This is a genomic window from Arthrobacter sp. FB24, from assembly GCF_000196235.1.
GTDB lineage: Bacteria > Actinomycetota > Actinomycetes > Actinomycetales > Micrococcaceae > Arthrobacter.
On sequence record NC_008541.1, the window covers coordinates 2,405,213 to 2,430,751 of the forward strand.

Here is a 25,539-nt window from a genome sequence, read left to right on the forward strand (position 1 = left end):
GCAGGCTCTACTCGAAGCCGGACCTGGTGGCGTCGTCCAGCGGCGTCCACCAGGTCAGCGGGGGAGTGACCTTAAAACGCCGGCCGGTGACGGTGTCCGGGGTAATCCGTACGAAGTGCTCTTTCTTGCCGGCCTGCCACGGGAAAAGCAGCAGTCCCACCGTGTCCAGAACCTCCTGCTGGTTCTTGACGGGAGCTGCCTGCCCCTTGATCACGACACTCCAGGCGACGCCGCTGTCCGCGTCCACGCCGTCGGCCTCGACGGCCACAGGGGTGTCGCCGGTTGCTGCCTGCAGCTTGGTGCCGTCGGCCGTGCGGAAGACCAGTGTCCCGTGGTCTACCTTGTAGTTGATGGGGAAGATGTCCGGGTGGTCTTCGACCCAGACCGCCAGCCGGCCCACTGAGACGCTGCGCAGCAAGCGCCAGCATTCGTGATTGTCGAGGTTTTCGACTTCGTGTGGGTGCTCGGCGCCGGGTTTCGGATCAGTGCTCATGACGCCGAGCCTAAGCCAGGGAACCTCCGGAAAGCTAGGGCCCAAGGTCCCCATGCCGCAGAAAACGACCACCGCCGCCCCGGGACGAAGGGCTTAACGGTATTCTTGCCTCACGCCGCCGGAGCGGCCGTACGCGGTCAGGAGTTGGGTTGTGAATATGCATGCCGATGGCGACAGTCCCGAACGGTACACGGCTGCGAGCGGTACAAGGATTGAAGACCTGCTCAAGGATTTCGTCGCCCGGGCCGGCGAACTCCTTCAGTTCCAAGAGCGCATGGGCGGCCTGCTTGAAGCCGTCGTGGCGGTTGCGGAGGATTTGAGCCTCGACGCCGTCCTGGAGCGCGTCGTTCAGTCCGCCTGCCAGTTGCTGCGCGCCCGCTACGGCGCGTTGGGCGTCATCGGCGATGACCGCGCCCTCAGCCACTTCATCACGGTCGGGATCGACGGCGAACTGGCCAAACGGATCGGCCCCCTCCCTACCGGTCATGGGGTCTTGGGATTGTTGATCTCCGATCCGCGGCCGCTGCGGCTCCCCGACCTGCGGAGCCATCCCGAGGCGTACGGCTTTCCCGAGCATCACCCGCCCATGCAGTCCTTCCTTGGCGTTCCCGTCCGGGTACGGGACGTTGTGTTCGGAAACCTGTATCTGACGGAGAAGGAGGGCGGCGGCGATTTTACGGTCGAGGACGAGGAGCTGGCCGTAGCCCTGGCTGCCGCTGCCGGTGTCGCCATCGAGAATGCACGGCTTTATGATGACGCCCGCCGGCGCGCACAATGGCTTGAGGCCTGCATGGATGTCTCCGGGCTGATGCTGGGGACCGAACCGTCGTCGTCTGCCGGCCTTGATCCCATTGCCGGCAGGGCGCTGCGGGAATCCGGGTCCCGGCTGGCCCTGATAGTGGAACCCGCCGCGGACGGCGTGGGATATGTCGTGGCCGGGGCCGACGGTGACGACGCGGAGTTGTTCGCCGGCCTGACGCTGTACCTGGATTCGGAAGTTCTCCAGGGGGTGCTTGCCGGCGGGGACCCGCTACTCGTGGACAAGGCCGCCGACGTGCTGGGGGTGCTGGAGGGGACCGTGGCCGGTTCGCTCCTCGCAGTGGCGCTCAGCACCCAGGGCGCACATCATGGCCTGCTCCTCCTGGTCCGGGACGCCAGCGAGGGTCCCTACGGCCGGATTGATATGGAGATGGGAGCCGTTTTCGGGTCCCACGTGGCGTTGGCGCTTGAACTGGCCCGGGTCCACCGGCTGCGGGAAGAGCTGCTGGTCTTCACTGACCGCGACCGGATTGCCCGTGACCTCCATGACCTCGTGATCCAGCGGCTCTTCGCAGCAGGCCTGAGCGTCCAGAGCCTGAACCGGTTCACGAAGGAAGACCTTGCACTGGAGAGGATTCGTGCCATCACCGGTGAACTGGATGAGGCCATCCGCAGCCTGCGGGACACCATCTACTCGCTCAAGACCGGCAACAGCGATGCCGAGCCCCTCAGCGGGAGGCTGCGGAGTGTCGCGCGGAGCGCTGCAAAGTCCATGCCCTTTGCGCCGGCGCTTAGCCTGGAAGGCCCGGTTGACTCAGTCCAACCGGACAAGGCAGACCATGTGGTGGCCGTTGTTTCAGAGGGACTGAGCAACGCCATCCGGCATTCGGGAGCTGATTCGATCGAGGTTGCCGTCTCCGCCATGAATGGCAGGATGACCGTCCTGGTGACCGACAACGGCAGCGGGTTCAAAGATTCGGCAAAGCGCAACGGACTGAACAACATGGAAGAGCGCGCGAGGATGCTGAACGGCACCTGCACCATCACCGGCGCCCCGGACACCGGAACCAGTCTGGTGTGGTCGGTTCCGCTCTAGCGCCGGTGTCCGTCGGAATCATTGCCACCGGCGTGCGCCGCGCCAGAATGGGCCGCACCGGAGTGCCCTGAAGCGGACGGCGCCGGAACCGAGCTGTTGGCAATGTACACCGCGGCCTGCGTGCGCCGTTCAAAGCCCAGTTTTGCCAGTAGCGAGGACACGTAGTTCTTGACGGTCTTCTCCGCCAGGAACATTTCGGCAGCGATCTGCCGGTTGGTCAGGCCGCCGCCCACCAGCTCGAGGACGCGCCGCTCCTGCGGCGTGAGGCCGGCTATCCTGGGATCCACCTGCTGGGGTGTGACGAGGCTTTCCACGATGCTCGCCGCCACGCCGTCGTCGAACAGTGACTCACCGGCGGCCGCCCGGCGCAGGGCGCCGATCAGATCGGTGCCCCCAATCTCCTTCAGGACGTATCCCCTGGCTCCGGCGAGTACGGCACCGCGCAGGGCCTGCTCATCGTCAAAGCTCGTCAGGATCAGGCAGTTCAGGTTCGGATCCACGGACCGGACGTCCCGGCAGACTTCGATGCCCGTTCCGTCCGGAAGGCGGGCATCCAGCACACTGACGTCGGGATGCAGGGCAGGAATGCGCCGGGTGGCCTCGACAGCGGAACCGGAACTGCCCACGACCTGGAAACCCTCTCCTTCCAGAAGCTCCTGGAGCCCCCGCCTGACGAGTTCGTGATCGTCGAGGATGAACACACGGATGAGGCCGGTGTGCATGTCCTGCGCGGAGGGACCTAGGTCTGCCCGAGGAATCATGGTCCTCCTGTCCGGCGGCCGGAGCTGCCATAATCGGTCCGCACCCGGCTTGCCGGAGCGGTGCAGATCCCATTATCTCTGTCCGGACCCGGTTTCCGTCATCCGGCCCTGCAATTCTCGTTGACGGCGCTAAGGGCAACAAGGGTCCTTGGACCCACAGCGGCCATGACTTTAGGCCCTAGCGAAGGCGGGTTCCGGCACACATCCTTGAATGGGACCTGCCGGTCCGTCGGGAGGCCCTCCCGCGATATCCGCCCTCGAAAGGGGAAGCCATGAATGAGGCCAAGGACGTCCGGACGATCATTGTTGGAGTCGATGGCTCAGAGGCGTCGGTGGAGGCCTTGAAGCAGGGACAAGGACTGGCGGACAGGCTTGGAGCACAGCTCGTCGCAATGGCATGCTGGGATTACCCGCCCGTGTACGACGGGTACGTGGCCATGGGAATCAACGACTTCGATGTGCGTGCCGGGGAGATCCTCCAGGAAACAGTGGCCAAGGCGTTCGGGACGGAAACACCGCCCAACGTCGAGACCAAGCTGGTGCAGGGACGCCCACGGAATACTCTCATTGATGCGAGCCGTGATGCCGACATGCTCGTTGTCGGAAGACGCGGCCACGGCGGCTTCGGCGGCCTGCTGCTGGGCTCGGTGAGCTCTGCCTGCGTAGCCCACGCGCATTGCCCGGTACTGGTTGTGCACACCCCCGAAAAACGCTGACGGTTCTACTGATGGCTCTCTAGCGGAGCGGGCTACTCGAACGCGGCAGCGAAGCGGGCTACTCGAACGCGGCGCGCCGGGGATCGGACAGCCGAGTATTCCACATGTCCGGCTTCTTGACCTTGAACCGTCGGCCGGTGAGTGCCTTGGGCGCCAGCCGTACGTAGTAGTCCTTGTCGCCGGGCTGCCATGGTTCCAGGAACAGGGCGTCCACTTCGTCCTTTTCCTCCTGGGTTTCGATGAGCTCGGCTTCGCCGCGGGCAACCACGCTCCAGGCCATCTCTTCATGGGCGTCGTAGCCGTCAATTTCAAAAGCCACGGGCTTGGCCGTCATGGCTGCCCACAGCTTGGTTCCGCCGGCCGTCCGGAAAACGACAGTGCGGCGCTGGAGCACGAAATTAACCGGGAAGATTTCCGGGTGGCCATCGACAATGAGCGCTATCCTCCCGACCACCTCGGTGTCGAGCAGTACCCAGCACTGGTCAATGGACAACTGGCCCTCGGGCGGCGTCATGGTGTTCATGTCAACCCACGTTACGGTCCCTCCGGCGTGCCCATTAGGGCCATAGGGCCCCTAGCGGCACCCCGGCAGCCTCTGCTACCGGCCGGGAAGCCCCTGCTACCAGGGGCTGGGCTTGTAGTCCTTGAGGAAGACGCCGTACTGGTCTTCGCCGTTTTCTCCCATGACAATCGGATCGTAGACCCTCGCTGCACCGTCCACGAGGTCCAGCGGAGCATGGAAGCCTTCCTCCATGAGCCTGACCTTGGTGTAATGCGGACGCTCATCAGTGATCCATCCGGTGTCCACGGCGGTCATCAGGATGCCGTCGGAATCGAGCATTTCCTGCGCGCTGGTGCGGGTCATCATGTTTAGCGCCGCTTTGGCCATGTTGGTATGGGGGTGGCCCGGACCCTTGTATGCGCGTGAGAACTGCCCTTCCATGGCGGAAACGTTCACGATGTACTTCCGGTGCGCGGTGGAGCGCTTCATGGCGGCACGCAGACGGCTCACGAGCAGGAAGGGCGCCGTCACGTTGCAGAGCTGAACTTCGAGCATCTCCAGCGGGTCCACTTCATCCACCACCTGCGTCCAGCTGTTGATGGTGGCCAGGTCAGGAACCAGCCCGCCGGCGTCGATGGCCGTGCCGGTGGCTATCCGTTCCAGCGAAGCCGAACCCGTAGAGAGTGCCAGGGATGTGATGGCGTCGCCGGCCAGGACCGGGTGTTCCATGACGCTGCTGGCAAGGGCCAACGGGTGCTTGTCGTGGGCGTGGCCGAAGGTCACCAGTTCCGGTCCGCCGTTGGCAGCGTCGAGGGCGGCCGGCAGGGGCTCGTCCTCTGCATCGACCAGCGGCTTGTAGGCGTTGCCGGAGCGGCGGACCGTCTGGGCCGCATTGTTGATGATGATGTCCAGCGGGCCCGCGGCGTCGAGGGAATCCGTCAGGGCCATTACCTGGGAGGGATCACGAAGGTCGATGCCCACGATCCTGAGCCGATGGAGCCACTCACCGCTGTCCTCCATCGCGGCGAAGCGTCGGGCCGCATCTTTCGGGAACCGGGTGGTGATGGTGGTGTGGGCACCGTCCCGCAGCAGCCGCAGGGCGATGTACATGCCGATTTTGGCGCGACCTCCCGTAAGGAGGGCACGCCGGCCGGTGAGGTCCGTCCGCGCGTCGCGCTTGCTGTGGCTGAACGCAGCGCACTCAGGGCACAACTGGTGATAGAAGGCATCAACCTGCGTGTAGTGATTCTTGCAGATGTAGCACGGGCGGGACCTGATGAGGTGTCCGGCCACCTTGCCGGTCGCAGAGGGTTCCAGCTTGTTCCCGCGGGTTTCGTCATCGATCCGGTCCGGCGCTGCCGTAGCCGTCTGGGCGATGACTGCGCGATCGGACTCTGCGATCAGGTCGCGCTTGGTGACCCGGCGGTGGCGTTTGACAGCCTTGAACATCTTGCCCGTGGCGCGTCGAACCGAGACGTAGTCCGGGTGCTCCTCGTCATAGGCGTGGATGGTGTTAAGAACCTTGAGGCAGGCCTGGATGTCCTCAGGCGTCAAATCGGAGGAGTTCATTGATCCAATTTTACAGCCTGGGAATCCTTCGGCCTGCCGTCAAGGTTCAGCGGCAGCGGCGTGGTCGCCTAGTCGTTGCTGGATACTCCCACGGCCGCAGCGTGGGCTTCCCCTACTTTGGCCGCGGAGTCCCGGGCAGCCGGGTAGTTCTCCGTTGCCGCTTTGATCGCGTTGGGCACCAGGTGGAGGTTGGCGGCTGACAACGCACGTTCGGCCTCGTCCGGTTCAGGAACCGCCTGCCCCTTGGAAAGCACCGTGATGCCCGATTCGGTGACCTTGAAACCGCGGGCGCGGTCGCGCTCCGGATCCAGGCCGATCGCTGCACCGGCGGGCACCTTGACGTTCTTGTCGATGATGGCGCGGTTGACCACGGCACCCTCGCCGATCTGGACCTTGTCCATCAGGACCGAATCCACTACGCGGCTCGCCGTGCCCACATAGACGTCGTTGGACAGGACTGAGCCTTCCACGATGCCGCCGGAAATCACCACGCCGCTGGCCACGATGGAATCGAGGGCCGTACCCACGGTGTTGCCCTGGCCGCGCACGAACTTTGCCGGCGGGGAGATGCTCTGCCGCGTGTAGATGGGCCATTCCGAGTTGTACAGGTTGAAGACCGGCATGGGGGAAATAAGGTCCATGTGGGCGTCGTAGAAGGAATCGATGGTGCCGACATCGCGCCAATAAGTACGGTCCCGTTCGGTGGAACCGGGAATATCATTCAGCGTGAAGTCATAAACGCCTGCTTCACCCTTATTGACGAAGTAAGGAATGATGTCGCCGCCCATATCGTGCTTGGTGTCGAGGCGCTCGGCATCCACGTGCAGGGCGTCCACCAGGGCGTCCGCATCGAAAACGTAATTTCCCATGGATGCCAGGAACTGCGTGGGATCTGCTGCCAGCCCGGGGGTTGAGGACGGCTTCTCCACAAAGGCGGCGATCTTCTGGGGATTCTCCTGGTCCACCTCGATGACACCAAACTGGTCGGCCATGTTCAGCGGCTGGCGGACTGCGGCCACTGTGGCTTTGGCCCCGCTTGCGACATGCTGCTCAACCATCTGTGCGAAGTCCATGCGGTAGACGTGGTCGGCGCCCACCACAACGACGATGTCGGGGTTGGCGTCGTGGATCAGGTTCAGGGACTGGTAGATCGCGTTGGCACTGCCGAGGAACCAGCTCTTGCCTACGCGCTGCTGCGCGGGGACGGAGGCGATGTAGTTTCCCAGCTGCGTGGACATTCTCCATGTTTCGGAAATATGCCGGTCCAGGCTGTGGGATTTGTATTGCGTGAGCACCACAATCTGCAGATAGCGGGAATTCACGAGGTTGGACAGCGCGAAGTCGATTAGCCGGTAGCTCCCGGCAAAGGGTACGCCGGGTTTGGCCCTGTCAGCCGTCAGTGGCATGAGCCGGTTGCCCTCGCCGCCTGCGAGGACAATAGCCAGGACTTTCTTATTCAACGGCATGGTGGTCGCTCCTGTACGCCTTCGTAACTTCCCCAAAAAGTCCGGCACGCCCGGACTCCTTCACACTAGAACAGATACGCCGTAAGGACTACCTTGGGTATCGTGCGAATAGACATTGTGACTAAAGAGTTCCCGCCCGAGATTTACGGTGGCGCCGGGGTCCATGTGGCTGAATTAAGCCGTGTGCTGGCCAAGCATGTGGATTTGCAGGTGCGGGCCTTCGGGGCGCCCCGGGATCCCGACTACCACGGGGCGAAGGTGACGTCCTATTCGGTCCCGGAGGATCTGGGTGCCGCGAACGCCGCCGTGCAGACGCTCGGTGTGGATCTGCGCATCGTGCCGGATATCGCGGGAGCTGACCTTGTGCATTCGCACACCTGGTATGCCAACATGGCGGGCCACCTGGCATCGCTGCTTCACGGCATCCCGCACGTGCTGAGCGCCCACAGCCTCGAGCCGCTGCGGCCCTGGAAGGCTGAACAGCTTGGCGGCGGCTATGCCCTGTCCTCCTGGGTGGAAAAGACCGCATACGAGGCCGCGGCCGCCATCATCGCCGTGTCCGAAGGGATGCGCCAGGACATCCTCCGCAGCTACCCGGACGTCGATCCCGCCAAGGTGCGCGTGGTCCACAACGGCATCGATGTCGAACTCTGGAACCGTGATGAGGGCGAGGACGCCGTCCGTGCCCTGGGCATCGACCCCGGACTGCCCAGTGTGGTCTTCGTCGGCCGCAACACCCGCCAGAAGGGCGTTCCGTACCTGCTCCGTGCCGCCGCCAAGCTGCCCGCGGGTGTCCAGCTTGTGCTCTGCCTCGGCACAGCGGATACCCCGGAACTCGCAGCGGAAACCGCCCGCCTGATCGAGGAGCTGCAGAGCCAGCGCAACGGAGTCGTCCTGATCGAGCGAATGCTGCCCCGGCACGAGCTGATCCAGGTGCTCAGCCACGCAACCGCTTTTGCCTGCCCGTCCATCTACGAACCGCTGGGGATCGTCAACCTCGAAGCCATGGCCTGCGGTGCAGCAGTCGTGGCCAGCGCCACCGGCGGCATCCCGGAGGTTGTCCAGCATGGCGAAACCGGCCTGCTGGTGGAGTTGGAACAGGTCACTGACGGCACCGGGACCCCGCTGGACCCGGAGAAGTTCGTCAACGAATTCGCAGCTGCCCTCACCGAAGTCGTGTCCGATCCGGAGCGTGCCCGCGCCATGGGACAGGCGGGCCGCCGCCGCGCCGAGGAGCACTTCTCCTGGGACTCCATTACGCAGACCACCCTTGAGGTGTACCGCTCCGTCCTTGCCTGATCAGCAACGAACGACGACGGCGCCGCTCCCTCCCGGGGGGCGGCGCCGTCGTCGTCTTATCGTTGTGCCCGGGCGGTACGCCGGGGTTAGCGGCGCGGAGCCTTCGTGTCACGGGCCTTCCGGGCCAGGAGGACCTTTTCGTCAACCGGGGCCTTGCCGTCGGCGCGCTGGGTCCTGAAGAACGCACGGGCCTCGTCCTGGCGTGTCTTTTCTGCTCCGGTGGCAATTGCCGCGCGGAGATGCTCCGGGCCGTAGCCGAAGGCATCCACCAGGTCCAGGGCATGCGGGCGGATCTTGACCAGGAGGCGGTTGATGTAGTCGCCCACAGTGCGCGCCCGCTGCATCGACAGGCGACCGTTCATGAGGTACCAGGACAGGTTCTTCTCGATGAGCGAGAGTCCGAACAGATCCCGGAGCCAGGTCAGCACCCGCTTGGTGCCCGGGTCCTTCACGTCGGCCAGGGCTTCCGTGAAGGCTTCCCACTGCAGAAGCTCCGCGTGGGCCTGCGCCGCCTCAATCAATTCGTGCTGGTGCTGGTTGAAAGCCGCAGCGGCCTTCTGCTGCGGCAGCTTGTTGGTTCCCTTGAGTGCTGCTCCGGCCTCGGCAACCATGGTCTGCACCCTGTCCGTCAGCAGCAGCCGCTGGGTGTCCTCGTCCCGGAGTGCAATGGCCGCCTTCTGCACCGAGCCCGTGTCGGCCATGAACTGCGCGACCTGGCGAAGCCCGGTCCGGTGTACCGCGGCGCCGGCCGCCTGGCTCACTACGTAGCGTGCCAGCACCCCGACGTCCACGTTGCGGAATTCCTTCGCGTAGTCCGCGAGGAGCCGCTTGGCCACCAGCTGGAGGAGCACGGTGTTGTCGCCTTCAAACGTGACATACACGTCCAAGTCCGCCCGGAGGGAAGCGAAACGGTTCTCGATCAGGAACCCTGCGCCGCCGCAGGCCTCGCGGCACTCCTGCAAAGTATCCAGGGCGTGCCACGTGCTGAGCGGCTTGAGTGCGGCGGCCAGTGTCTCGAGGTCCTGGCGGTCCTCGTCGGTGTCGTGTGCACCCGAGAAGACGTCGTCGAATTTCTGCAGCAACTGTTCGTGGGCGAAGCCTGCGGCATAAGTGGTGGCGAGCCGGGTGAACAGCCGCCGCTGATGACGCTGGTAGTCGAGCAGCACTTCTTCGTCAGTGTGCGAGGAGGCGTTGAACTGGCGGCGCTCAGTGGCGTACTGGATGGCGGTCTTGAGGGCCAGCTTGCTGGCAGCCACCGCGGCACCGTCCAGGGAGACGCGGCCCTGGACGAGGGTGCCCAGCATGGTGAAGAAGCGACGGCCCGGGCTGGCAATGGGAGAGGTGTAGGCCCCGTCGGCGTCAACGTTGCCGTACCGGTTGAGCAGGTTGGCCCGCGGTACGCGGACGTTGCTGAAGTGCAGCCGGCCGTTGTCGATGCCGTTCAGCCCGCCCTTGACGCCGTCGTCCTCTCCACCGATGCCCGGCAGGAACTCCTTGGTCTTCGGGTCCCGCAGGTCCACGTAGAACGCGTGGACCCCGTGGTTCACGCCGCGGGTCACCAGCTGGGCGAACACCACGGCGCCGAGACCGTCGATGGCGGCATTTCCTATGTAGTCCTTCCAGGCGGCACGGAAGGGCGTGTTGATGACGAATTCCTGCGTGGCCGGGTCAAAGGTCGCCGTGGTGGCAATGCTGGCCACGTCGGAGCCGTGCCCGGTTTCCGTCATCGCGAAACAGCCGGGAATGTCCATGTTCATAATGCCGGGCAGCCACTTGGCATGGTGCTCCTCGGTGCCCAGGTGCATCACAGCCGAACCGAACAGCCCCCACTGGACGCCAGCCTTGATCTGCAGCGACGGATCGGCTGTGACGAGTTCCTCGAACCCGGCGATGTTCCCGCCGTGATCATCCGAACCACCCAGTGATTCGGGGAAAGCGCGATGAACGGCACCGTTCTCCACCAGGTACTGGAGCTGGCCGAACGTGCGCTTCCGGTGCTCGGTGTGGGTGAGGCCTTCGGTCTTGTGCAGTTCGGGACGGCCTGAAAGGTCGCGCGAATGCCGGCGGATGTGGGCCCACTTGCCCAGGAGCTGCTCGCCCAGCGCAGCGACGTCGACGGCGGGCGCCGCGTCGGCATGGTGGTGTGCGCTCCCGGCGGGGCGGCGCGCCTGGCTGGCGGCGCGGTCAACTACGTCAGTCATGTCGATTCCTTCTTTGGTTCTGACAATTCACTAGGGGTTTGGATTGTGGGGGTCCAGGGTCTCCAGCTCCGGGGCAATCCCGACGCACAGCCAGGCGGTGATCTGGCGGGCCATGGTTTCCTGGTCGGGTTTGCCAGGCGACTCCGGCGCGGCGAGCCACTGTTCGCCGGCGTTCCGGACGAGCCCGATTGCCGCGGTGGGCCAGTAGCCGATCACGGCTTCCTTGCCGGTGCCCAGGTGTGCGCGCATGGGCCGGGCGATCATGTCACGGACCTCTTCGAAGAAATGGCCGAGCGCGCCTGTTGCCGCCATGCCGCCGATGGCTGTTCCGGATTCTCCTGCCGAGTACGTGGTGACGAATGTGTAGACGTTGGGGCTGGTTTCCGCCATTTGAAGGTAGGCGGACACCATGGCCAGAAGCCCCTCCCGGGGCGTCTGGGCGCCCTTGGCGGCCTCGTGGATGCGGCGTTGCATCTGGCTTATCACCACCTCGCCGACAGCCTGCTGCAGCCCCGCCTTGTCGCCGAAGTAGCGGTAGAACACGGACTTGGACGTCCCGGCGGCGGCGGCGATGTCCTCCATGGAAGCGTCGCTGCCCAGTGCATGGACCGCTTTCCGTGCGGACTTGATGAGTTCGCGACGGCGCTCCGCCCGGTGGGACTGCCAGCGGGCGGCGCGTCCGTCAATTGCTGAGCCGCTTGCGGCGGAACTGGCTGGAGCGCCGTGGCCGGGGGAGTTGCCACCCCTGGAAACGCCAGGGTCGGCGGGAAGGATGTTCACGATACCCAGCGTATCAGGTACGCTGGGTATCGGTAATCAGCGTTGAGCAAAAGGAGAGAGCACATGTCCTTTAACGGACAGTCCGCCACCGGACCAGATGAATCAGCCGCAGCCCCCGCAGCCACACCCGGCGCAGGCCTGCTGCGCAAGGCTGTGGTCGTGGGCGGAAACCGGATTCCGTTTGCCCGGACCGGCGGCGCGTACACCAAGTCCTCGAACCAGGACATGCTGACCGCAGCCCTGGACGGCCTGATTGCGCGTTTCGGCCTCGCTGATGAACGGATCGGCGAGGTTGCCGCAGGCGCTGTGCTCAAACACTCCCGCGACTTTAACCTCACCCGCGAGGCGGTGCTGGGCTCGGCACTCTCCGCGGAGACTCCTGCCTATGATCTCCAGCAGGCGTGTGCCACGGGACTCGAGACGGTCCTCGGCCTTGCCAACAAGATCAAGCTCGGACAAATCGATTCGGCCATTGCCGGTGGAGTCGACTCCGCGTCCGATGCGCCCATCGCCGTGAGTGAGGGCCTGCGCGAGGTCCTGCTGGACCTCAACCGCGCCAAGACCCTGCCCCAGCGCCTGAAGGTCCTGGGCCGGCTTCGCCCCAAGGACCTGGCGCCCGACGCACCCAATACGGGGGAGCCCCGGACGGGGCTTTCGATGGGCGAACACCAGGCCCTCACCACCGCGCAGTGGAAGATTACCCGCGAGGCCCAGGATGAGCTCGCATATAACAGCCACCGCAACCTCGCGGCCGCTTACGATGCCGGCTTCTTCGACGATCTGCTCACGCCGTACCGCGGACTGAACCGGGACTCGAACCTCCGCGCCGACACAACACGTGAAAAACTGTCCACGCTCAAGCCCGTTTTCGGTAAGAACCTGGGCGCCGAAGCAACCATGACGGCCGGCAACTCCACCCCGCTCACTGACGGCGCGTCCACCGTGCTGCTCGCCTCGGAGGAGTGGGCGGACGCCCACGAACTTCCCAAGCTCGCGACGGTTGTTGACGGCGAGGCGGCCGCCGTCGACTTCGTCCATGGCAAGGACGGACTGCTGATGGCGCCGGCCTTCGCGGTGCCCCGCCTGCTGGCCCGCAACGGTCTGACGCTGGATGACATCGATTTCTTCGAGATCCATGAAGCATTTGCCGGCACAGTCCTCAGCACGCTGGCAGCGTGGGAAGACGAAGAATTCGGCCGCACCCGCCTCGGCCTGGACGGTCCGCTGGGCAGCATCGACCGGGCCAAGCTGAACGTGAACGGTTCCTCGCTGGCAGCCGGGCACCCCTTCGCCGCGACCGGAGGGCGGATCGTGGCCACGCTGGCCAAGATGCTTCACGACAAGGGGCAGGTGGACGGCCGACCGGCCCGCGGCCTGATTTCCATCTGCGCTGCCGGCGGCCAAGGCGTCGTCGCCATTCTTGAAGCATCCTAGGGAGACCGGAATGACGGACAAGTACACACAATTCGTATCCCGTGGCATCGGGAAGGACGTTGCCAAGAAGCTTGGCTTGCCGCAGCCAGTGGTGCTCAGGCGCTACCAGCCAGGGCAGCCCCTTGTCACGGGGCCGATCCTGGTCCAGGGCTCCAGCAACGGTGCTGACGAGCTTGCGGCCGCCCTCCTGTCCTGGGACCTCGATGTCCGGAGGCATGCGGTGCCCCGGGAGAAGCTGGGCGCCATCATTTTGGTGCTGGATGAACTGGCCCACCCTGAAGAACTTGAACGGCCGGTTCTCTCGGCGGCGGCGTCCGTTCGGGATCTGGCACCAAATGCCCGCGTCGTGACGGTGTCCCGTACACCGGCGAGCGCGCCGGGGCCCGCTTGCGCAGCAGCGCGCCAGGGAGTTGACGGCCTGCTGCGATCCCTGGCCAAGGAACTGCGTGCCGGCGCCACCGCCAACGGCATCGTTCTGGCAGACGGGGTGACCACCACGAGTCCCAGCTCCCTCGGAGCTCTGCGCTTCTTCCTGTCCGGCCGGTCAGCCTTTGTCGACGGCCAGTCCCTCACCGTCACATCCGGGGAAGGTCAGCTCCCCGCCGATCCTGAAAAACCCCTTGCCGGCAAGGTGGCCGTGGTGACCGGGGCCGCACGGGGCATCGGCGCGGCCATCGCCCGCACGCTCCACCGTGACGGTGCCACCCTGGTGGTCGTGGACATCCCCGCAGCCGGAGACCACCTGGCCGCGGTAGCAAACGCGGTCCGCGGGACGGCGCTGCAGCTGGACATCAGCCGGGAGGACGCCGGGCAACGGATCATCGAGCATGCGGTGGGCAGGCACGGGCGCCTGGACATCGTGATCCATAACGCGGGAATCACCCGGGACAAGCTCCTCGCCAACATGGACCAGGGCCGCTGGAGTTCCGTCCTTGCCGTGAACATCGCAGCCCAGTTGCGCATCAATGAGGCGCTGCTGGCGTCCGAGCACTTCCGCAGTTCCCCGCGGATTGTGTCGGTCGCCTCCACCAGCGGTATTGCCGGCAACCGCGGCCAAACGAACTACGCGGCGTCCAAGGGCGGCGTCATTGGAATGGTCCGCGCCACGGCCCCCCTTCTTGGGGAGCACCATGGCTCCATCAACGCCGTGGCGCCGGGCTTCATCGAAACCGAGATGACTGCCCGGATTCCCTTTGCGACGCGGGAGGTGGCCCGGCGCCTGAACTCCCTGCAGCAGGGAGGGCAACCCGGGGATGTTGCGGAAGCCATCGCCTTCCTTGCCAGCGACGCCGCGGGCGGCATCACCGGTGAGGTGCTGCGGGTGTGCGGCCAGAACCTGGTGGGCGCATGACCGGTGCCCAGCCCGTAATCCTCGGGGACATGCCGTCGCTGTCCAAGCTCTACGTCAATGCCGCGGCCACCGCAGCCAGGCGTCGGGTGCTCGGTACCGGCACGGGGATCTCGCTGCCTCCCTGCGGACACGAGGTCAGGGGAGTGGTGGCCGATGTGGGCAACCTCACCGCCTTCCAGCACCTGGTGGGTGAGACAGCAAGCGACACCCTGCCTGCCGGTTTCATTCACGCCCTCGCCTTCCCGGTATCAATGAGTGTGATGAACCGTGACGACTTCCCGTTGCCGCTGCTGGGAATGGTGCACTTGAAGAACAAGGTGGAACAGCACGGAACCATCCTGTTCACTGAAGCGCTGGACATTACCTCTTGGGCTGAGAGCCTGCGCGGCCACCGCGCCGGCACGCAGGTTGACATCGTGGCGGAGGTCCGGCGATCCGGGGACGCCAAGGTCCTCTGGAAGGGAACGTCCACGTATCTGGCCAAAGGTGTCTTCCTGCCGGGCATAGACAAGCCGTCGGTCCCTGCCCCGCCCGCAACGTTCTCGGCGCCAGACCCTACGGCACTGTGGGAGTTGGGTGTTGACACCGGCAGGGCGTATGCGGCCGTATCCGGCGACTTCAACCCCATTCACCTCAGTGTCCTCTCGGCGAAAGCGCTGGGCCTGCGGCGGTCCATAGCGCACGGCATGTACCTCGCCTCGCGGGCGCTGGCCGACGTGGGCGCCGTGAAGGGGGAATCCTTCAGTTGGGAGGTGTCCTTCGAAACGCCGGTGTTCCTGCCGGCGCGGGTGGCACTGGACATCAGCTCGGTCGATTCCCCGTCGGGCGCCTGGCAGCACTCCGACTATGCCGCGTGGAATCCGCGGTCGGGCCGGAGGCACTTCAGCGGGAGCGTAACGGCGCTCCAGGGTCAGGACTGACCGGCCGTGACCACCCTGAGAATGCGGTGCAGGTTCAGCACGATTGATTCCGCGGCGCTGGGGGCATCCGGGTTGACGTCATCGGATGCCATCCGGTCAGCCAGGGCGTCCACGGCGGCAGTGGCCGCCTCAATCAGTTCGTTTTGCCGGTCAGGGCGCTCGTCTTCCATGGACCTGAGGACCTCGCTGACCGCCGCCAATGCATCCGCCAGCGGCTCGCTGTAGGGAAGCGGAATGACGAAGGGGACGTCCTTGTCCCAGATGACATCGGCCAGCACTTCGGTCATGTCCTGAATGTGGAAGGTCACGCGCTCGAGGCCCCTGAGGTCCTTGAAGTCCCGGTCCAGATCGTGAGGGTGGAGGCGGCGCCGCGGATTGACCTGCCTGCTGGCATCGGCCTTCTGGACGGCGGCCCGGACGGCACGGGCCGATTGGGCGAGCTCGTCCGATCGCGCTGCCCAGTCCTCGTGCTCGGGCGGCCACGTTTCCCGCATCGCTTCGCCCATGTCCGAGAGCTGCTTGGCGAGCGCCCACCGGAGTTCGGCAAGGCTGAGCGCGGCGGCTTTGAAATGCAGGGGCGGGAAAACCAGCATGTTGACGGCTATGCCCACCACGACTCCTACGCCCATCTGCAGGAGGTAGCCGAAGGAGAAGTCGTCCGGGTTGTTGCCGCCCACAAGTAGGACCAGAAGCGCCGCCGTCGGAATCCAGTCACGCCCCGCTCCGAGCCGCGGCAGCCCGGCGAGCAGGACACCCAACCCCATGACAATCGCCACCGTCACCGGCGAAGGGTCGGTGACACTCACGAGCAGGAAGGCCAGGCCAATGCCGATCCCGAGCCCCACGAGCGTCTGCACCCCTTGCTTCATGGAACCCGACACGTTTTCGTACATTGCCACGAGGGCACCGAGCGGGGCGTAGTAGGGATACTGGGCTGCGGCACCCGGCATCAGGGGTGCAATGAGGAATGCCAGGCCGGCGGCGAGTCCTGCCTTGGCAGCCAGCTGGAGGCGGGGTCCCGCAACTGCTACGGCCACACTGTCCGTCACGGACTGCCGTATCTTGCCAACCCGCGACGGGGCGGCCTCGTCCTGCTGTTTTGTATTTACCATTTGGGCCCACGATAAAGGTGCATGGCAGGTGCTACAAATGGACAAACCTACTCACGGGTAAGTGCCGGCCGGCATTGCCTGCGCGGCGGAGGCCGCAGCTTGCCGTGCCGCGTGTGCCAGCCTGTGGGCGCGGCCGGGTGTTCTGCCTTCCTCCTGCGTCCCCGGAATGTAGCCGAAAGCGAGATCGTAGGCGGGGTCCGCAAAGCCCAGCGCGGCATTGGCACCCTCGTGGCCGAACGCCCGATGGCTGCCGAAGTTCCGGCTGGGGTGCGGCTTCATGAAGACCACCGCGAAAGCGTTGTCGAGTCCCGAGGTGCGGTCCAGGCCCCACACCTGCTCTTCGGACATGATCCGGACGGTTTCCGGCTCCAGGAACGCAGGACCGCCGTCAGCGCCCGTGGTGGCGGCGGCGTAGAGCCGGGCCAGGCCTTCAGCGGATCCCACGCCTCCGGCGCTGCTCATGCCGTGCTCGCGAATGACCCGGTGGTTGGGGAGCTCCATGACTGTGCCCACTGCCGCGTTGCCGTTGAGCCCCTCGAGGCCCAGAGGGTCCAGCCACGGCTGGCCGGGATCGACGGCGTACAGCACGTCCCGGTAGCGGGACTCCTGGTCCTCCGGCAACCCCAGGAAGAAGTCGATGCCGAACGGCTGCCTGATGCGGGAGCCGTACAACTCCTGAAGGGTGCTGCCGGAGACCCGGCGGCAGAGTTCCTCCATGATGATGCCGATGGTGAGGGCGTGGTATCCGAACGTGGCGCCGGGCCGCCACAGCGGTGCCGTAGCTGCAAGCTTCCGCGCTGCGGCCGCCGTCGTGAATTCACTGAGCGCCAGGCCGCCTTCCACCCCCAGCAGCCCTGCGCGGTGGGACAGCGCCTGCCGCACGGTGATCTCCTCTTTTCCATGGGCAGCGAACTCAGGCCAGTAGTGAGCCACGGTACGGTCAAGGTCCAGCAATCCGTCCTGGACCAGGAGTGCGACGACGAAGGCGGCCACGCCTTTGGAACAGGAGTAGGCGCCCGTGATCGAATCCTCCGCCAGGTGGGCGCCGCCGCTAAGGTCCACCACTTTCAGGCCCGCACGATAGACGGAGACCTGGGCGCTGTACTGCGGGTCGTTCCCGAGGAACGACTCAAACAGGTCCCTGACCGCTTGGAATTCGGGCAGGGCAAAACCGGACGAAAGTGGCATGCGACAACACTAGCGGCGTGCGGATGACGACGGCGATCAGCTTGCGCCGTGTCCCGCGGTAACTTCCTCGCCGCTTCGGACGGGGCCGGGTGCCGTGCCGTCTCCGAAGGGTCGGCCGCCCAGTGACTCCCGGCCGTGCGCTGTCAGCCATCCGGACAGGTCCGGCCCCTGCGGAACGATCCCGGTAGGGTTGATGTCCTCGTGGACGATGTAGTAGTGCTGCTTGATCTGCACGAAATCGATGGTGTCGCCGAAGCCGGGCGTCTGGAACAGATCACGGGCATAGCCCCACAGCGCAGGCATCTCGCTCAATTTTTGCCGGTTGCACTTGAAATGGCCGTGGTAGACGGCATCGAACCGGACCAGCGTGGTGAACAGCCGCACATCGGCTTCCGTGATGGTGTCTCCCACGAGGTACCGCTGGCCGGTGAGGCGTTCCTCCAGCCAGTCCAGGGCGGTCCAGAGGCGGGTGTACGCAGCGTCGTAGGCATCCTGTGAGCCGGCAAAACCGCAGCGGTAGACACCGTTGTTCACTTCGGTAAACACCCTTTTGTTTACTTCGTCGATCTCCTCCCGGAGGTGCGCAGGATAGAGCTCCGGGGCGCCCGTCCGGTGGAATGCAGTCCACTCAGTGGAGAAGTCCAGCGTTATTTGCGGGAAATTGTTGGTGACAACGGCGCCCGACGGCACGTCTACGACCGCCGGCACGGTGATTCCCCGGGGGTAGTCGGGGAACCTCCGCAAATAAGCGTCCTGGATCCGTTCGATGCCGAGGACCGGATCAACACCGCCCGGGTCCAGGTCGAAGGTCCAGGACCGTGCGTCATGCGTGGGCCCGGGCTGCCCAAGGGATATGGCATCCTCAAGACCCAGTAGCCGGCGTACGATGACAGTTCTGTTGGCCCAGGGGCAGGCGCGGGCGGCGATGAGGCGGTAGCGTCCCGCCTCCGCCGGCCAGCCGGGTTCCCCGTTGCGGCCCGGCTCGCCGTCCCTCGTGATCCGGTCCTCGATGTAGTTGGTGTCACGGGTGAACTCCTCACCTCCGGTCACATAGGACCCCCTGGTGCTGAACCCCGGATCGGAGGAATGGTCGGCGGTCGGGCGGGAATCGGTAGTCATGGTTACACCTTATTGGCCGGCCGGCGCCAGCACGTGCGCCATGGGCTGCCAGGCCACCCACCAGGAACCGCCAACGACGGCCGCGAAGAGGAGGATCCAGATGACGGCGGGCACCGAGGTGGCCCGGTAGAGAAGATGTGCGTCCGACGTGGACAGCCTGTCCCGACGCCGCAAGTGGACGTTCGAGAGCTTCGACAGATCACGGACGGCAGCAACCAGCAGCGCCAGGCCCAGTGCAATGACGACGTGGCCGGTGAACTGGGGCGGGACGAAGAGAACCAGGAGTGAGCAGCCCAGGACTGCTGCAAAGGTGATGGCCAACCCCATGGCGTTGCGGATGAAGAGGAACGAGCCCAGCAGGATCAGCGTGCCGACGGACATCGCAGCCGGCCCCCAGCCGTTGAAGCCGGACCACACCATGGCGGCTCCCACAACGCCCGGCACGGGGTAACCCCAGAACGTGGACCAGACTGCCGGGAAGCGGCCCCTGCTGTAGGTGGTGGTGGTCCCGGAATGGTCCAGGCTCAGCCTGATGCCGCCAAGGCGCTGACCGGTCATGAGGGCCGCAAAGGCATGCCCCAGCTCGTGGGTGACGGTGGCCAGCAGCCCGAAATAGCGCCAGGAAGCCCGGGGGAGGGACACCACTGTTGCCAGCACGATGACTATCAGCAGTTCGGTCGCCGTTACCTCAGGGGACGGCGACTGCGAGAACCCCGAAACGATCCTTTGCCACAGTGAGCCCGCAACGTCGGTCACGGCCTTGTCCCGGCCTTGCCACTAGCATGATCGATGCAGTAGGGCGTCCACGGGCGGGCTTCCAGCCTGCCTTCTGCTATTGGCTCGCCGCAGACTTCACAGTAGCCGTAACTGCCGTCCGCGATCCGGGCCAGAGCCGCCTCGACCTGCACCAGGGTGGCGCTGCTTTGCTGCAGCAACGCGGAAGCCTGGGAAAGCTCAAAAGCGATAGTGGCGCCCTCGGGATCATGTTCGTCATCAACGTTCGAGTTGTGCCGGGCAGCATTCGCGGAAGTGATGTCCTCCCGAAGGGCCGGCAGCAACAGCGCTTTCCGGGCGCGCTCTGATTCCAGCAGGATCCTGAACCTCTCGACGTCAACCATAGTGTCCAAGGCTAGCCCGCTACAGGGGCCGAGCCTAAAGAGTGGCCGGGCCCTAAGACCCGTTGCCGCCGGCCCGGGCGGCCGTAGAGTGAAAGTGCGTGAAGACAGTCCATGCCCGGTGTGGGGCCGCCCGCCGGCGGGCGCGCAAGGAGCCAGGGAGGCACCATGAATCTTGTGTCGAAGAAGGACCCCGCCGCAGAGGCCGAAGCCATGGAAGCGGTTGAACGTCATCACACCAACATGCTTAGACGCCTCACGGCGCTCGCAGACGCGGTGACGGGCTCCGTGGAGAAGCATGACGCCTCGGCCGAGCATGATGCACACGAGGTGCTGCTGGAATGGTGCGAGAACGAGCTGGTGCCCCATGCGCTTGCCGAAGAGGGCCCCTTGTACAGCGGGCCGCGGAATTCCGCCGAGGGGAGGCTCCTGGTTGAGGGCATGCTGGCGGAGCACCAGGTGATCGTGGCCCTTGTGGAAGAGCTTCGCGGCGCGCGGGGCGTGGCCGCCGCTGTGGCCGCCGGCGCCATTCAACGCATCTTCGCCTTGCACCTGGACAAAGAGAACCGGCTTCTCATGCCGTTCGTGGCGGCGTCGCCCGAGCTGTCGCTGGCCGAAGCCGTGTCCGGGCTGCACGAACTGGTGGGCGAAGGGCACGCGCATCCGGGTGGAAGCGGGCACGGCTAACATCGCCTGACGGCTGTGGGACGAAAACAGGTGCGGGTGCCGGTGCCATAGCCCGGTGAGCCAATAGAGTAGGGCCATGGCGGATGGAACGGAACAGGACCACACAGGAACAACAGACGAACTGCTCCGCAAGCTGGCGGCAGTACGCGGCGTAAGCACGTCTTTCCGCGGCTGGGACGGTAAGGAACATCCCGTCGCGGCAAGCACGCTGCACAGCGTGCTTGCCGCGCTGGGAGACCGGACCGGGACGCCGGACGAGCTCCAAGACGCCCTTCGCGAGGCGGAACTGGCGCCGTGGCGGAGGCTGCTGCCGCCATCGGTGGTATCGAGAGAAGGTCGCGAAATCCACGTTGCCGTCCATGTCCCGCACGGAACACCCGTCAGGGTGTGGGCGGTAACCGAGGACGGGAACCGCGTTGAGGCCGGCCAGCGCGACAACTGGGAGGATCCGCGGGACGTGGACGGCACGCTCACAGGGCGGGCGTCCTTTGCCATTCCCGGCGATCTGCCCCTTGGCTGGCACACCCTGCATGCCGATGCCGCCGGGGAACTCGCGGAATGTGCCCTGGTCATTACGCCCGAGCGGCTGGAAACCACCAGGCGCCTGGCATCCGAGCGCCATTGGGGGCTCACAGCCCAGCTGTACTCGGTCCGGTCTTCCCGCTCTTGGGGCATCGGCGATTTCTCCGACCTTCTGGACCTTGCCGCGATTGCAGGAGAGGACGGTGCGGGTTTTGTCCTGGTAAATCCCCTGCACGCGGGGGAACCCCGGCCTCCCATTGAGGATTCGCCGTATCTGCCCACCACCCGCCGTTTCTTCAACCCGCTCTATATCCGCGTTGAGGACGTGCCGGAGTACGGATACCTGGACCCTGCATCCAGGGCAGGCATCGAGAAGAACGCGGCATTGCTTCATTCCGCCAATACGGCGGTCGGCCTGCTGGAAAGAAACGTCAGCTACCAAGCCAAACTCGAGGCCCTTGAGCTCATTTTCAAGGTCCGCCGCAGTCCCGGCCGTGCGCGCATGTTTGAGAACTTCTGCGCAGCGGAAGGCAAGGGCATCGATGACTTCGCCCTGTGGTGCACGCTTGCGGAGCGGCTTCCGCCGACGGCGCCCGAGTGGTCCGGCGAGGCACTGTCCCCGGACACCCCGTACTGCGACAATGTGCGGCACGAGCAAGCGGACCGGCTGGAGTTTTACCGCTGGTTGCAGTGGATCTGCGACGAGCAGCTGGCTACCGCCCAGCGGACGGCGAAACATTGCGGGATGGCCATCGGCATCGTCCATGACCTGGCGGTGGGCGTCAAGACCACCGGGGCAGACGCCTGGATGCTTCGCGGCGTGCTCGCCCAGGGCGTCACTGTCGGCGCCCCGCCGGACGTCTTCAACCAGCAGGGACAGAACTGGACCCAGCCGCCTTGGCACCCCGGACGGCTGGCGGCGGCAGGGTACAAACCGTACCGCGACATGCTGCGAACCGTACTCCGCCATGCAGGCGGCATCCGCGTGGACCACATCCTTGGACTCTTCCGCCTGTGGTGGATCCCGGAATTCGCCGGTCCGGACGAGGGCACGTATGTGTACTACGACCATGAAGCCCTCATCGGCATCCTGGCACTTGAGGCCCAGCGGGCCGGCGCGACTGTTGTCGGCGAGGACCTTGGCGTGTTCGAACCCTGGGTCCGTGACTACCTCACGGAGCGGGGCATCCTCGGCACTTCCATCCTGTGGTTCGAACACAATGAAGCGGGCCCGCTGCCGCCCGAAAAGTACCGCCAACAGTGCCTGACCAGCGTCAACACCCACGACCTGCCCCCGACGGCCGGATACCTCGCGGGGGAGCATGTCACGCTCCGCGAAACGCTGGGCCTGCTCCTGCGCCCGGTCGAAGAGGAACGGGCGGAGGCGGCAGCGGAGCAGGAGGCCGTGCTGGCCCTGGTCCGCGAACGGGGGCTGCTCGCGGATTCGTCGGCGGACGTTCAGCGCACCGTCGAGGCGCTGTACGCATTGACCGCCTTGACGCCGTCTGCCCTACTGGGCGTTGCCCTGGTCGACGCCGTCGGTGAGACTCGCACGCAGAACCAGCCCGGAACGGACGCGGAGCACCCGAATTGGCGTATTCCGCTCGCGGGGCCCGGGGGGCCGGTACTGATTGACGACCTGGCGGATAACGCCCGGTTCAATTCGTTGGTCGGGGTGGTCCGGGATGCGCTGAAGCCGTCCGGTTAAGTGCTTTTCCCGCGGAGTTCTACGTTCTGCTAGGGCGCTTGTCGGGCATCGGCCCCGTGCTTATGCCCCGGTTTCCGGCCCGGGATGATCTTCCGCGGGACCGAGGAGCCGCAGTGCCTCCTGGTGCGACTCAAGTTCCCCCGGGCTCACCGCCCGCCCCTGCATAAAGCCTGCGCCGGCCAGCATCCGGCGCAGTTCCGGGAGCGTCCGCGGGGTGGTCACGCCGAGGTGCGCCATGGCGTGGCAGTTTGAACATAGGGGCACGAGATCCGTCACCGGATCCAGCCGGTAGCTGCTGTCCAGCAGCGAAACCGGCGTGGTGTGGTGAACATCGATGAACTCCCTGCCGGCGTCTCCATAGGCGATTTCGAAGGAAAAGCCGCAGGCTGCACAACTTGTTCCGTAGTGGGCGATGCAGGCACGTCGTGCCTCCGGATTTCGTTCGTACCGGTTCACCTCTACCTTGCTGACGGCCCACGCGGGATAGGTCCCGGGCACCGGCAAGGTGGACCCGGAAAGCGGCGGCGGTCCTTCCAGTCGCCAGAGGTCACGGATGCGGGCCTGCGCGGACGGCTCAATGGCCTGCCCGTTACGCACCCTGTTCCAGCGCAGCTCCGGAAGGGCGGTGCTCAGGACTTCCTGCCCGATCTGGTCGCCAAGGGGCAGGAGCGAGTCGAATGCGACCGTCACGGCAGGGGAAGGCGTCCCGCCGGCGGCTGCAGCAGGCGGCGCAGCCCATGGCTGCGGGCGGATCACCACGCCGTGCCCGAGGAGACCGGGCCCGTGCTTTCCCTTGAGCAGCAGCCACGCGTCCCCGCGGGCGGGGACGCCGGCGGGGCGGCTAAAATGCCACTCTCCGTGAGCTTGACCGGCGTCGCTGACCTGCTCGACGACGGACGCGTAGTTCCAGTCGTTCCAGCGGTCAGGGTTCCACACCAGGAAGATGGCTGTCATGCGCCCATTCTTTCAGGGTAATGACGGGACGGACCCGCCGGTTCTCTGACGGGGCAGGTCATCCGGTGACGGATTGAAGCCAGTTCAGTGCTTCGTCCTCGTCCGTGAAGTATTCACTTGGGCAGGCCGGCAGGGGCAGCCCAAGCAGTCCATGCGCGATGACGCGGTCCACGGGGGTGCTGCCCAGGATGGCGAAGGCACTGACAGTCGCTGCAGAGCTGTAGACACGGATCGCTTCACGGCTGACTGAGCCCACACCCGTGATGTCCAGCAGAACCCCGCCGCGGGCGCCGCCGGTCAAGGCCAGCAGCTGTTCCCGGGTGCGGATCCCGTCCTCTTCCGTGACCCGGGCGCCGGGTCGCAGGGTGATGCGCGATACTCCCTCGCGTATATGGCCCACGCAGACGTTGGCCTCGGTGCTGTTGGTCATTGGCTCCCCCGGCGGTGCAGTACTCAGCGCAGCCGGCCGGCTGCAATCTTCCCCGGCATTTCACCGGGAAAGCTGCCCCGGCGTCAATCTAACCGGACCCGGCGTCATTGTCCATCAACCACGCAGTCCCTTCAGTGCGTCATCTGCGGGGGAGGACATGATGCTCCAGCACATAGTCCGCGATCGCCATCGCGGAGGTCGCCGCCGGGGAGGGGGCGTTCCGCAGGAGGGTCACCGGTCCCATCTCCTCGATCGCAAAGTCGTCGAGGAGGCTGCCGTCCAGTGACCATGCCTGCGCGCGGACGCCGGCGGCGGTCTTCGCCGTCAGGTCGTCCATGTGAAGTTCGGGGATGAACCTGCGTGCCTGCCGGAAATACAGCGGCTTGATCAGGGAGGCGGCGATCTCCTGCGCGCCCATCCGCCAGTGTCTCCGGGCCAGCGCCATCGCGCCGGGCCACATGATCGACGCAGCAGTGTCCTGGAAGGACACTTTGCTCCAGCGATAGCCCTCCCGGGCCAGGGCAGGCACGGCGTTTGGCCCCACGTGGATGGTGTCGTAGACGCCGCGGGTGAAGTGGACGCCCAGGAAGGGGAAGCGGGGATCAGGCACGGGGTAAATCATGCCCCTGACAAAGTGTTGTTTCGCGGCTGACAGGTCCCAGTACTCCCCGCGGAAGGGGAGGATCCTGGGCGCCGGAGAAGCGCCCGCAAGTCCGGCAACGACGTCGGACTGTAGCCCGGCGCAGGCGATCAGTCGATCGAAGGTGAATTCGGCGTGGCTGGTGGTGACAAGCACTTTGCCGCGTTCGGCAGTGATGGACACGGCTTCGTGGCCCAGCATGATCCGCCCGCCTGCAGCCCGGATATCCTCGGCCATGGACTCCGTGATGGCAGCAAAGTCGACGACGGCGGTATGCGGTGAGTGGAGTGCTGCCACGCCGGCGACGTGGGGCTCCACCTCGCGCATCGCGTCGGCGCCGAGCCGGCGCAGCCCGGGCACGCCGTTTGCGACCGAGCGGCTTTCAATGTCTGCAAGGGCCGGAAGTTCATCCTCTGTAACGGCAACGACAAGCTTGCCCAGTTCCCGGTACGGCAGGTTCCTCTCCCGGCAGTAGTCCCGCGTAAGCACCCGGCCGCGTTGGCACAGCATGGCTTTCAGTGATCCCGGGGCGTAATAGAGGCCCGCGTGCACCACACCGGAGTTATGCCCCGTCTGGTGCGCGGCAACCCGCTGCTCCTTTTCCAGGACTGTGACGTCCGCCGGCCCGCGACTGCTGAGGGCGCGTGCAATCGCGATTCCGACGATGCCGCCTCCAATAATGCCTATCTGCTCAGTCATTCGTAAGGCCCCCAGACG

At 65.6% G+C, this 25,539-nt stretch carries 23 protein-coding genes; 8 read left to right on the forward strand and 15 right to left on the reverse strand.

All coding sequences use genetic code 11. The features are described 5' to 3' along the window. Positions 1-7 precede the first annotated feature (7 nt). Positions 8-493, reverse strand: a complete 486-nt coding sequence (locus ARTH_RS10785; protein ID WP_043429765.1) for a pyridoxamine 5'-phosphate oxidase family protein — start codon at positions 491-493, stop codon at positions 8-10. A 157-nt stretch (positions 494-650) separates the two neighbouring features. Here ARTH_RS10785 and ARTH_RS10790 point away from each other — a divergent pair, with 157 nt between their 5' ends. Further along, entirely contained in the window at positions 651-2,348 is a 1,698-nt protein-coding gene (locus ARTH_RS10790; RefSeq protein ID WP_011691981.1) for a GAF domain-containing sensor histidine kinase, read from the forward strand. Here the strand turns inward: ARTH_RS10790 and ARTH_RS10795 are convergent. Then, positions 2,345-3,109: a response regulator gene (locus ARTH_RS10795; RefSeq protein WP_011691982.1), complete on the reverse strand. Its 765-nt coding sequence runs from the start codon at positions 3,107-3,109 to the stop codon at positions 2,345-2,347. The two genes, ARTH_RS10790 and ARTH_RS10795, sit on opposite strands and share 4 nt — an antisense overlap. Positions 3,110-3,381: 272 nt before the next feature. Between ARTH_RS10795 and ARTH_RS10800 the strand changes: the two genes are divergently transcribed. Beyond that, entirely contained in the window at positions 3,382-3,825 is a 444-nt protein-coding gene (locus tag ARTH_RS10800; RefSeq protein WP_011691983.1) for a universal stress protein, read from the forward strand. A 58-nt stretch (positions 3,826-3,883) separates the two neighbouring features. Here the strand turns inward: ARTH_RS10800 and ARTH_RS10805 are convergent, their stop codons facing one another. The 3 genes from ARTH_RS10805 to glgC form a co-directional block, all read right to left on the reverse strand. Beyond that, positions 3,884-4,348, reverse strand: coding sequence for a pyridoxamine 5'-phosphate oxidase family protein (locus ARTH_RS10805; protein WP_011691984.1), 465 nt, complete (start codon positions 4,346-4,348; stop codon positions 3,884-3,886). A 96-nt stretch (positions 4,349-4,444) separates the two neighbouring features. Then, positions 4,445-5,896 carry an SDR family NAD(P)-dependent oxidoreductase gene (locus tag ARTH_RS10810; RefSeq protein ID WP_011691985.1) on the reverse strand — a complete coding sequence of 484 codons (1,452 nt, stop codon included), beginning with the start codon at positions 5,894-5,896 and terminating at the stop codon, positions 4,445-4,447. Between the two features lie 68 nt (positions 5,897-5,964). Beyond that, a complete protein-coding gene (gene glgC, locus ARTH_RS10815; protein WP_011691986.1) occupies positions 5,965-7,362 on the reverse strand; it encodes a glucose-1-phosphate adenylyltransferase in 1,398 nt (465 codons plus the stop codon). Positions 7,363-7,464: 102 nt separating this feature from the next. On the opposite strand from glgC, the gene glgA reads away from it, so the two are divergent. After that, on the forward strand, positions 7,465-8,661 hold the full coding sequence (gene glgA, locus ARTH_RS10820) for a glycogen synthase (RefSeq protein ID WP_043430698.1): 1,197 nt from the start codon (positions 7,465-7,467) through the stop codon (positions 8,659-8,661). A gap of 86 nt (positions 8,662-8,747) precedes the next feature. On the opposite strand, the gene ARTH_RS10825 is transcribed toward glgA, so the two are convergent. Then, positions 8,748-10,862, reverse strand: a complete 2,115-nt coding sequence (locus tag ARTH_RS10825; protein ID WP_011691988.1) for an acyl-CoA dehydrogenase family protein — start codon at positions 10,860-10,862, stop codon at positions 8,748-8,750. A 30-nt stretch (positions 10,863-10,892) separates the two neighbouring features. After that, entirely contained in the window at positions 10,893-11,549 is a 657-nt protein-coding gene (locus ARTH_RS10830) for a TetR/AcrR family transcriptional regulator (protein ID WP_052309777.1), read from the reverse strand. Positions 11,550-11,705: 156 nt separating this feature from the next. Here ARTH_RS10830 and ARTH_RS10835 point away from each other — a divergent pair, with 156 nt between their 5' ends. The 3 genes from ARTH_RS10835 to ARTH_RS10845 are packed head-to-tail and all read left to right on the forward strand — an operon-like array spanning position 11,706 to position 15,347. Then, positions 11,706-13,076 carry an acetyl-CoA C-acetyltransferase gene (locus ARTH_RS10835; protein ID WP_011691990.1) on the forward strand — a complete coding sequence of 457 codons (1,371 nt, stop codon included), beginning with the start codon at positions 11,706-11,708 and terminating at the stop codon, positions 13,074-13,076. 10 nt (positions 13,077-13,086) lie between these two features. Further along, positions 13,087-14,427: a 3-oxoacyl-ACP reductase gene (locus ARTH_RS10840; RefSeq protein ID WP_011691991.1), complete on the forward strand. Its 1,341-nt coding sequence runs from the start codon at positions 13,087-13,089 to the stop codon at positions 14,425-14,427. Continuing rightward, positions 14,424-15,347, forward strand: a complete 924-nt coding sequence (locus ARTH_RS10845; protein ID WP_011691992.1) for a MaoC family dehydratase — start codon at positions 14,424-14,426, stop codon at positions 15,345-15,347. Before ARTH_RS10840 ends, ARTH_RS10845 begins: the two co-directional genes overlap by 4 nt. Here the strand turns inward: ARTH_RS10845 and ARTH_RS10850 are convergent. Genes ARTH_RS10850 through ARTH_RS10870 form a run of 5 tightly spaced genes read right to left on the reverse strand, consistent with a single transcriptional unit; the run spans position 15,338 to position 19,884 of the window. Then, positions 15,338-16,459, reverse strand: a complete 1,122-nt coding sequence (locus tag ARTH_RS10850; protein ID WP_011691993.1) for an FUSC family protein — start codon at positions 16,457-16,459, stop codon at positions 15,338-15,340. The genes ARTH_RS10845 and ARTH_RS10850 overlap by 10 nt on opposite strands. Before the next feature lie 51 nt (positions 16,460-16,510). After that, positions 16,511-17,647, reverse strand: coding sequence for an EstA family serine hydrolase (locus ARTH_RS10855; RefSeq protein ID WP_011691994.1), 1,137 nt, complete (start codon positions 17,645-17,647; stop codon positions 16,511-16,513). A 36-nt stretch (positions 17,648-17,683) separates the two neighbouring features. Then, complete coding sequence (locus ARTH_RS10860) at positions 17,684-18,766, reverse strand: glutathione S-transferase family protein (RefSeq protein WP_011691995.1); 1,083 nt, start codon at positions 18,764-18,766, stop codon at positions 17,684-17,686. A gap of 9 nt (positions 18,767-18,775) precedes the next feature. Beyond that, positions 18,776-19,522, reverse strand: coding sequence for a M50 family metallopeptidase (locus tag ARTH_RS10865; RefSeq protein WP_011691996.1), 747 nt, complete (start codon positions 19,520-19,522; stop codon positions 18,776-18,778). Then, entirely contained in the window at positions 19,519-19,884 is a 366-nt protein-coding gene (locus tag ARTH_RS10870) for a TraR/DksA family transcriptional regulator (protein WP_043429769.1), read from the reverse strand. The genes ARTH_RS10865 and ARTH_RS10870 overlap by 4 nt, the downstream gene beginning before the upstream one ends. A 165-nt stretch (positions 19,885-20,049) precedes the next feature. On the opposite strand from ARTH_RS10870, the gene ARTH_RS10875 reads away from it, so the two are divergent. Both ARTH_RS10875 and malQ read left to right on the forward strand, forming a co-directional pair. Beyond that, positions 20,050-20,568, forward strand: a complete 519-nt coding sequence (locus ARTH_RS10875) for a hemerythrin domain-containing protein (RefSeq protein ID WP_011691998.1) — start codon at positions 20,050-20,052, stop codon at positions 20,566-20,568. Between the two features lie 76 nt (positions 20,569-20,644). After that, a complete protein-coding gene (gene malQ, locus ARTH_RS10880) occupies positions 20,645-22,798 on the forward strand; it encodes a 4-alpha-glucanotransferase (protein WP_011691999.1) in 2,154 nt (717 codons plus the stop codon). Positions 22,799-22,858: 60 nt separating this feature from the next. Here the strand turns inward: malQ and ARTH_RS10885 are convergent, their stop codons facing one another. The 3 genes from ARTH_RS10885 to lhgO all read right to left on the reverse strand — a co-directional run bounded on the left by ARTH_RS10885 (position 22,859) and on the right by lhgO (position 25,521). Beyond that, complete coding sequence (locus ARTH_RS10885) at positions 22,859-23,752, reverse strand: HNH endonuclease (protein ID WP_011692000.1); 894 nt, start codon at positions 23,750-23,752, stop codon at positions 22,859-22,861. Positions 23,753-23,810: 58 nt separating this feature from the next. After that, a complete protein-coding gene (locus tag ARTH_RS10890; RefSeq protein WP_011692001.1) occupies positions 23,811-24,182 on the reverse strand; it encodes an STAS/SEC14 domain-containing protein in 372 nt (123 codons plus the stop codon). Positions 24,183-24,321: 139 nt separating this feature from the next. After that, positions 24,322-25,521: an L-2-hydroxyglutarate oxidase gene (gene lhgO, locus ARTH_RS10895; protein ID WP_011692002.1), complete on the reverse strand. Its 1,200-nt coding sequence runs from the start codon at positions 25,519-25,521 to the stop codon at positions 24,322-24,324. Positions 25,522-25,539 lie beyond the last annotated feature (18 nt).

What these genes read in the sequence shown, in the direction of transcription:
- ARTH_RS10840 (WP_011691991.1), top strand. Translation starts at nt 13,087, where the DNA reads ATGACGGACAAGTACACACAATTCGTATCCCGTGGCATCGGGAAGGAC.
- malQ (WP_011691999.1), top strand. Translation starts at nt 20,645, where the DNA reads ATGGCGGATGGAACGGAACAGGACCACACAGGAACAACAGACGAACTG.
- ARTH_RS10875 (WP_011691998.1), top strand. Translation starts at nt 20,050, where the DNA reads ATGAATCTTGTGTCGAAGAAGGACCCCGCCGCAGAGGCCGAAGCCATG.
- ARTH_RS10795 (WP_011691982.1), bottom strand. Translation starts at nt 3,109, where the DNA reads ATGATTCCTCGGGCAGACCTAGGTCCCTCCGCGCAGGACATGCACACC.
- ARTH_RS10800 (WP_011691983.1), top strand. Translation starts at nt 3,382, where the DNA reads ATGAATGAGGCCAAGGACGTCCGGACGATCATTGTTGGAGTCGATGGC.
- ARTH_RS10845 (WP_011691992.1), top strand. Translation starts at nt 14,424, where the DNA reads ATGACCGGTGCCCAGCCCGTAATCCTCGGGGACATGCCGTCGCTGTCC.
- ARTH_RS10890 (WP_011692001.1), bottom strand. Translation starts at nt 24,182, where the DNA reads ATGACCAACAGCACCGAGGCCAACGTCTGCGTGGGCCATATACGCGAG.
- ARTH_RS10850 (WP_011691993.1), bottom strand. Translation starts at nt 16,459, where the DNA reads ATGGTAAATACAAAACAGCAGGACGAGGCCGCCCCGTCGCGGGTTGGC.
- glgC (WP_011691986.1), bottom strand. Translation starts at nt 7,362, where the DNA reads ATGCCGTTGAATAAGAAAGTCCTGGCTATTGTCCTCGCAGGCGGCGAG.
- ARTH_RS10870 (WP_043429769.1), bottom strand. Translation starts at nt 19,884, where the DNA reads ATGGTTGACGTCGAGAGGTTCAGGATCCTGCTGGAATCAGAGCGCGCC.
- ARTH_RS10855 (WP_011691994.1), bottom strand. Translation starts at nt 17,647, where the DNA reads ATGCCACTTTCGTCCGGTTTTGCCCTGCCCGAATTCCAAGCGGTCAGG.
- ARTH_RS10825 (WP_011691988.1), bottom strand. Translation starts at nt 10,862, where the DNA reads ATGACTGACGTAGTTGACCGCGCCGCCAGCCAGGCGCGCCGCCCCGCC.
- lhgO (WP_011692002.1), bottom strand. Translation starts at nt 25,521, where the DNA reads ATGACTGAGCAGATAGGCATTATTGGAGGCGGCATCGTCGGAATCGCG.
- ARTH_RS10885 (WP_011692000.1), bottom strand. Translation starts at nt 23,752, where the DNA reads ATGACAGCCATCTTCCTGGTGTGGAACCCTGACCGCTGGAACGACTGG.
- ARTH_RS10860 (WP_011691995.1), bottom strand. Translation starts at nt 18,766, where the DNA reads ATGACTACCGATTCCCGCCCGACCGCCGACCATTCCTCCGATCCGGGG.
- ARTH_RS10785 (WP_043429765.1), bottom strand. Translation starts at nt 493, where the DNA reads ATGAGCACTGATCCGAAACCCGGCGCCGAGCACCCACACGAAGTCGAA.
- ARTH_RS10835 (WP_011691990.1), top strand. Translation starts at nt 11,706, where the DNA reads ATGTCCTTTAACGGACAGTCCGCCACCGGACCAGATGAATCAGCCGCA.
- ARTH_RS10790 (WP_011691981.1), top strand. Translation starts at nt 651, where the DNA reads ATGCATGCCGATGGCGACAGTCCCGAACGGTACACGGCTGCGAGCGGT.
- ARTH_RS10805 (WP_011691984.1), bottom strand. Translation starts at nt 4,348, where the DNA reads ATGAACACCATGACGCCGCCCGAGGGCCAGTTGTCCATTGACCAGTGC.
- ARTH_RS10810 (WP_011691985.1), bottom strand. Translation starts at nt 5,896, where the DNA reads ATGAACTCCTCCGATTTGACGCCTGAGGACATCCAGGCCTGCCTCAAG.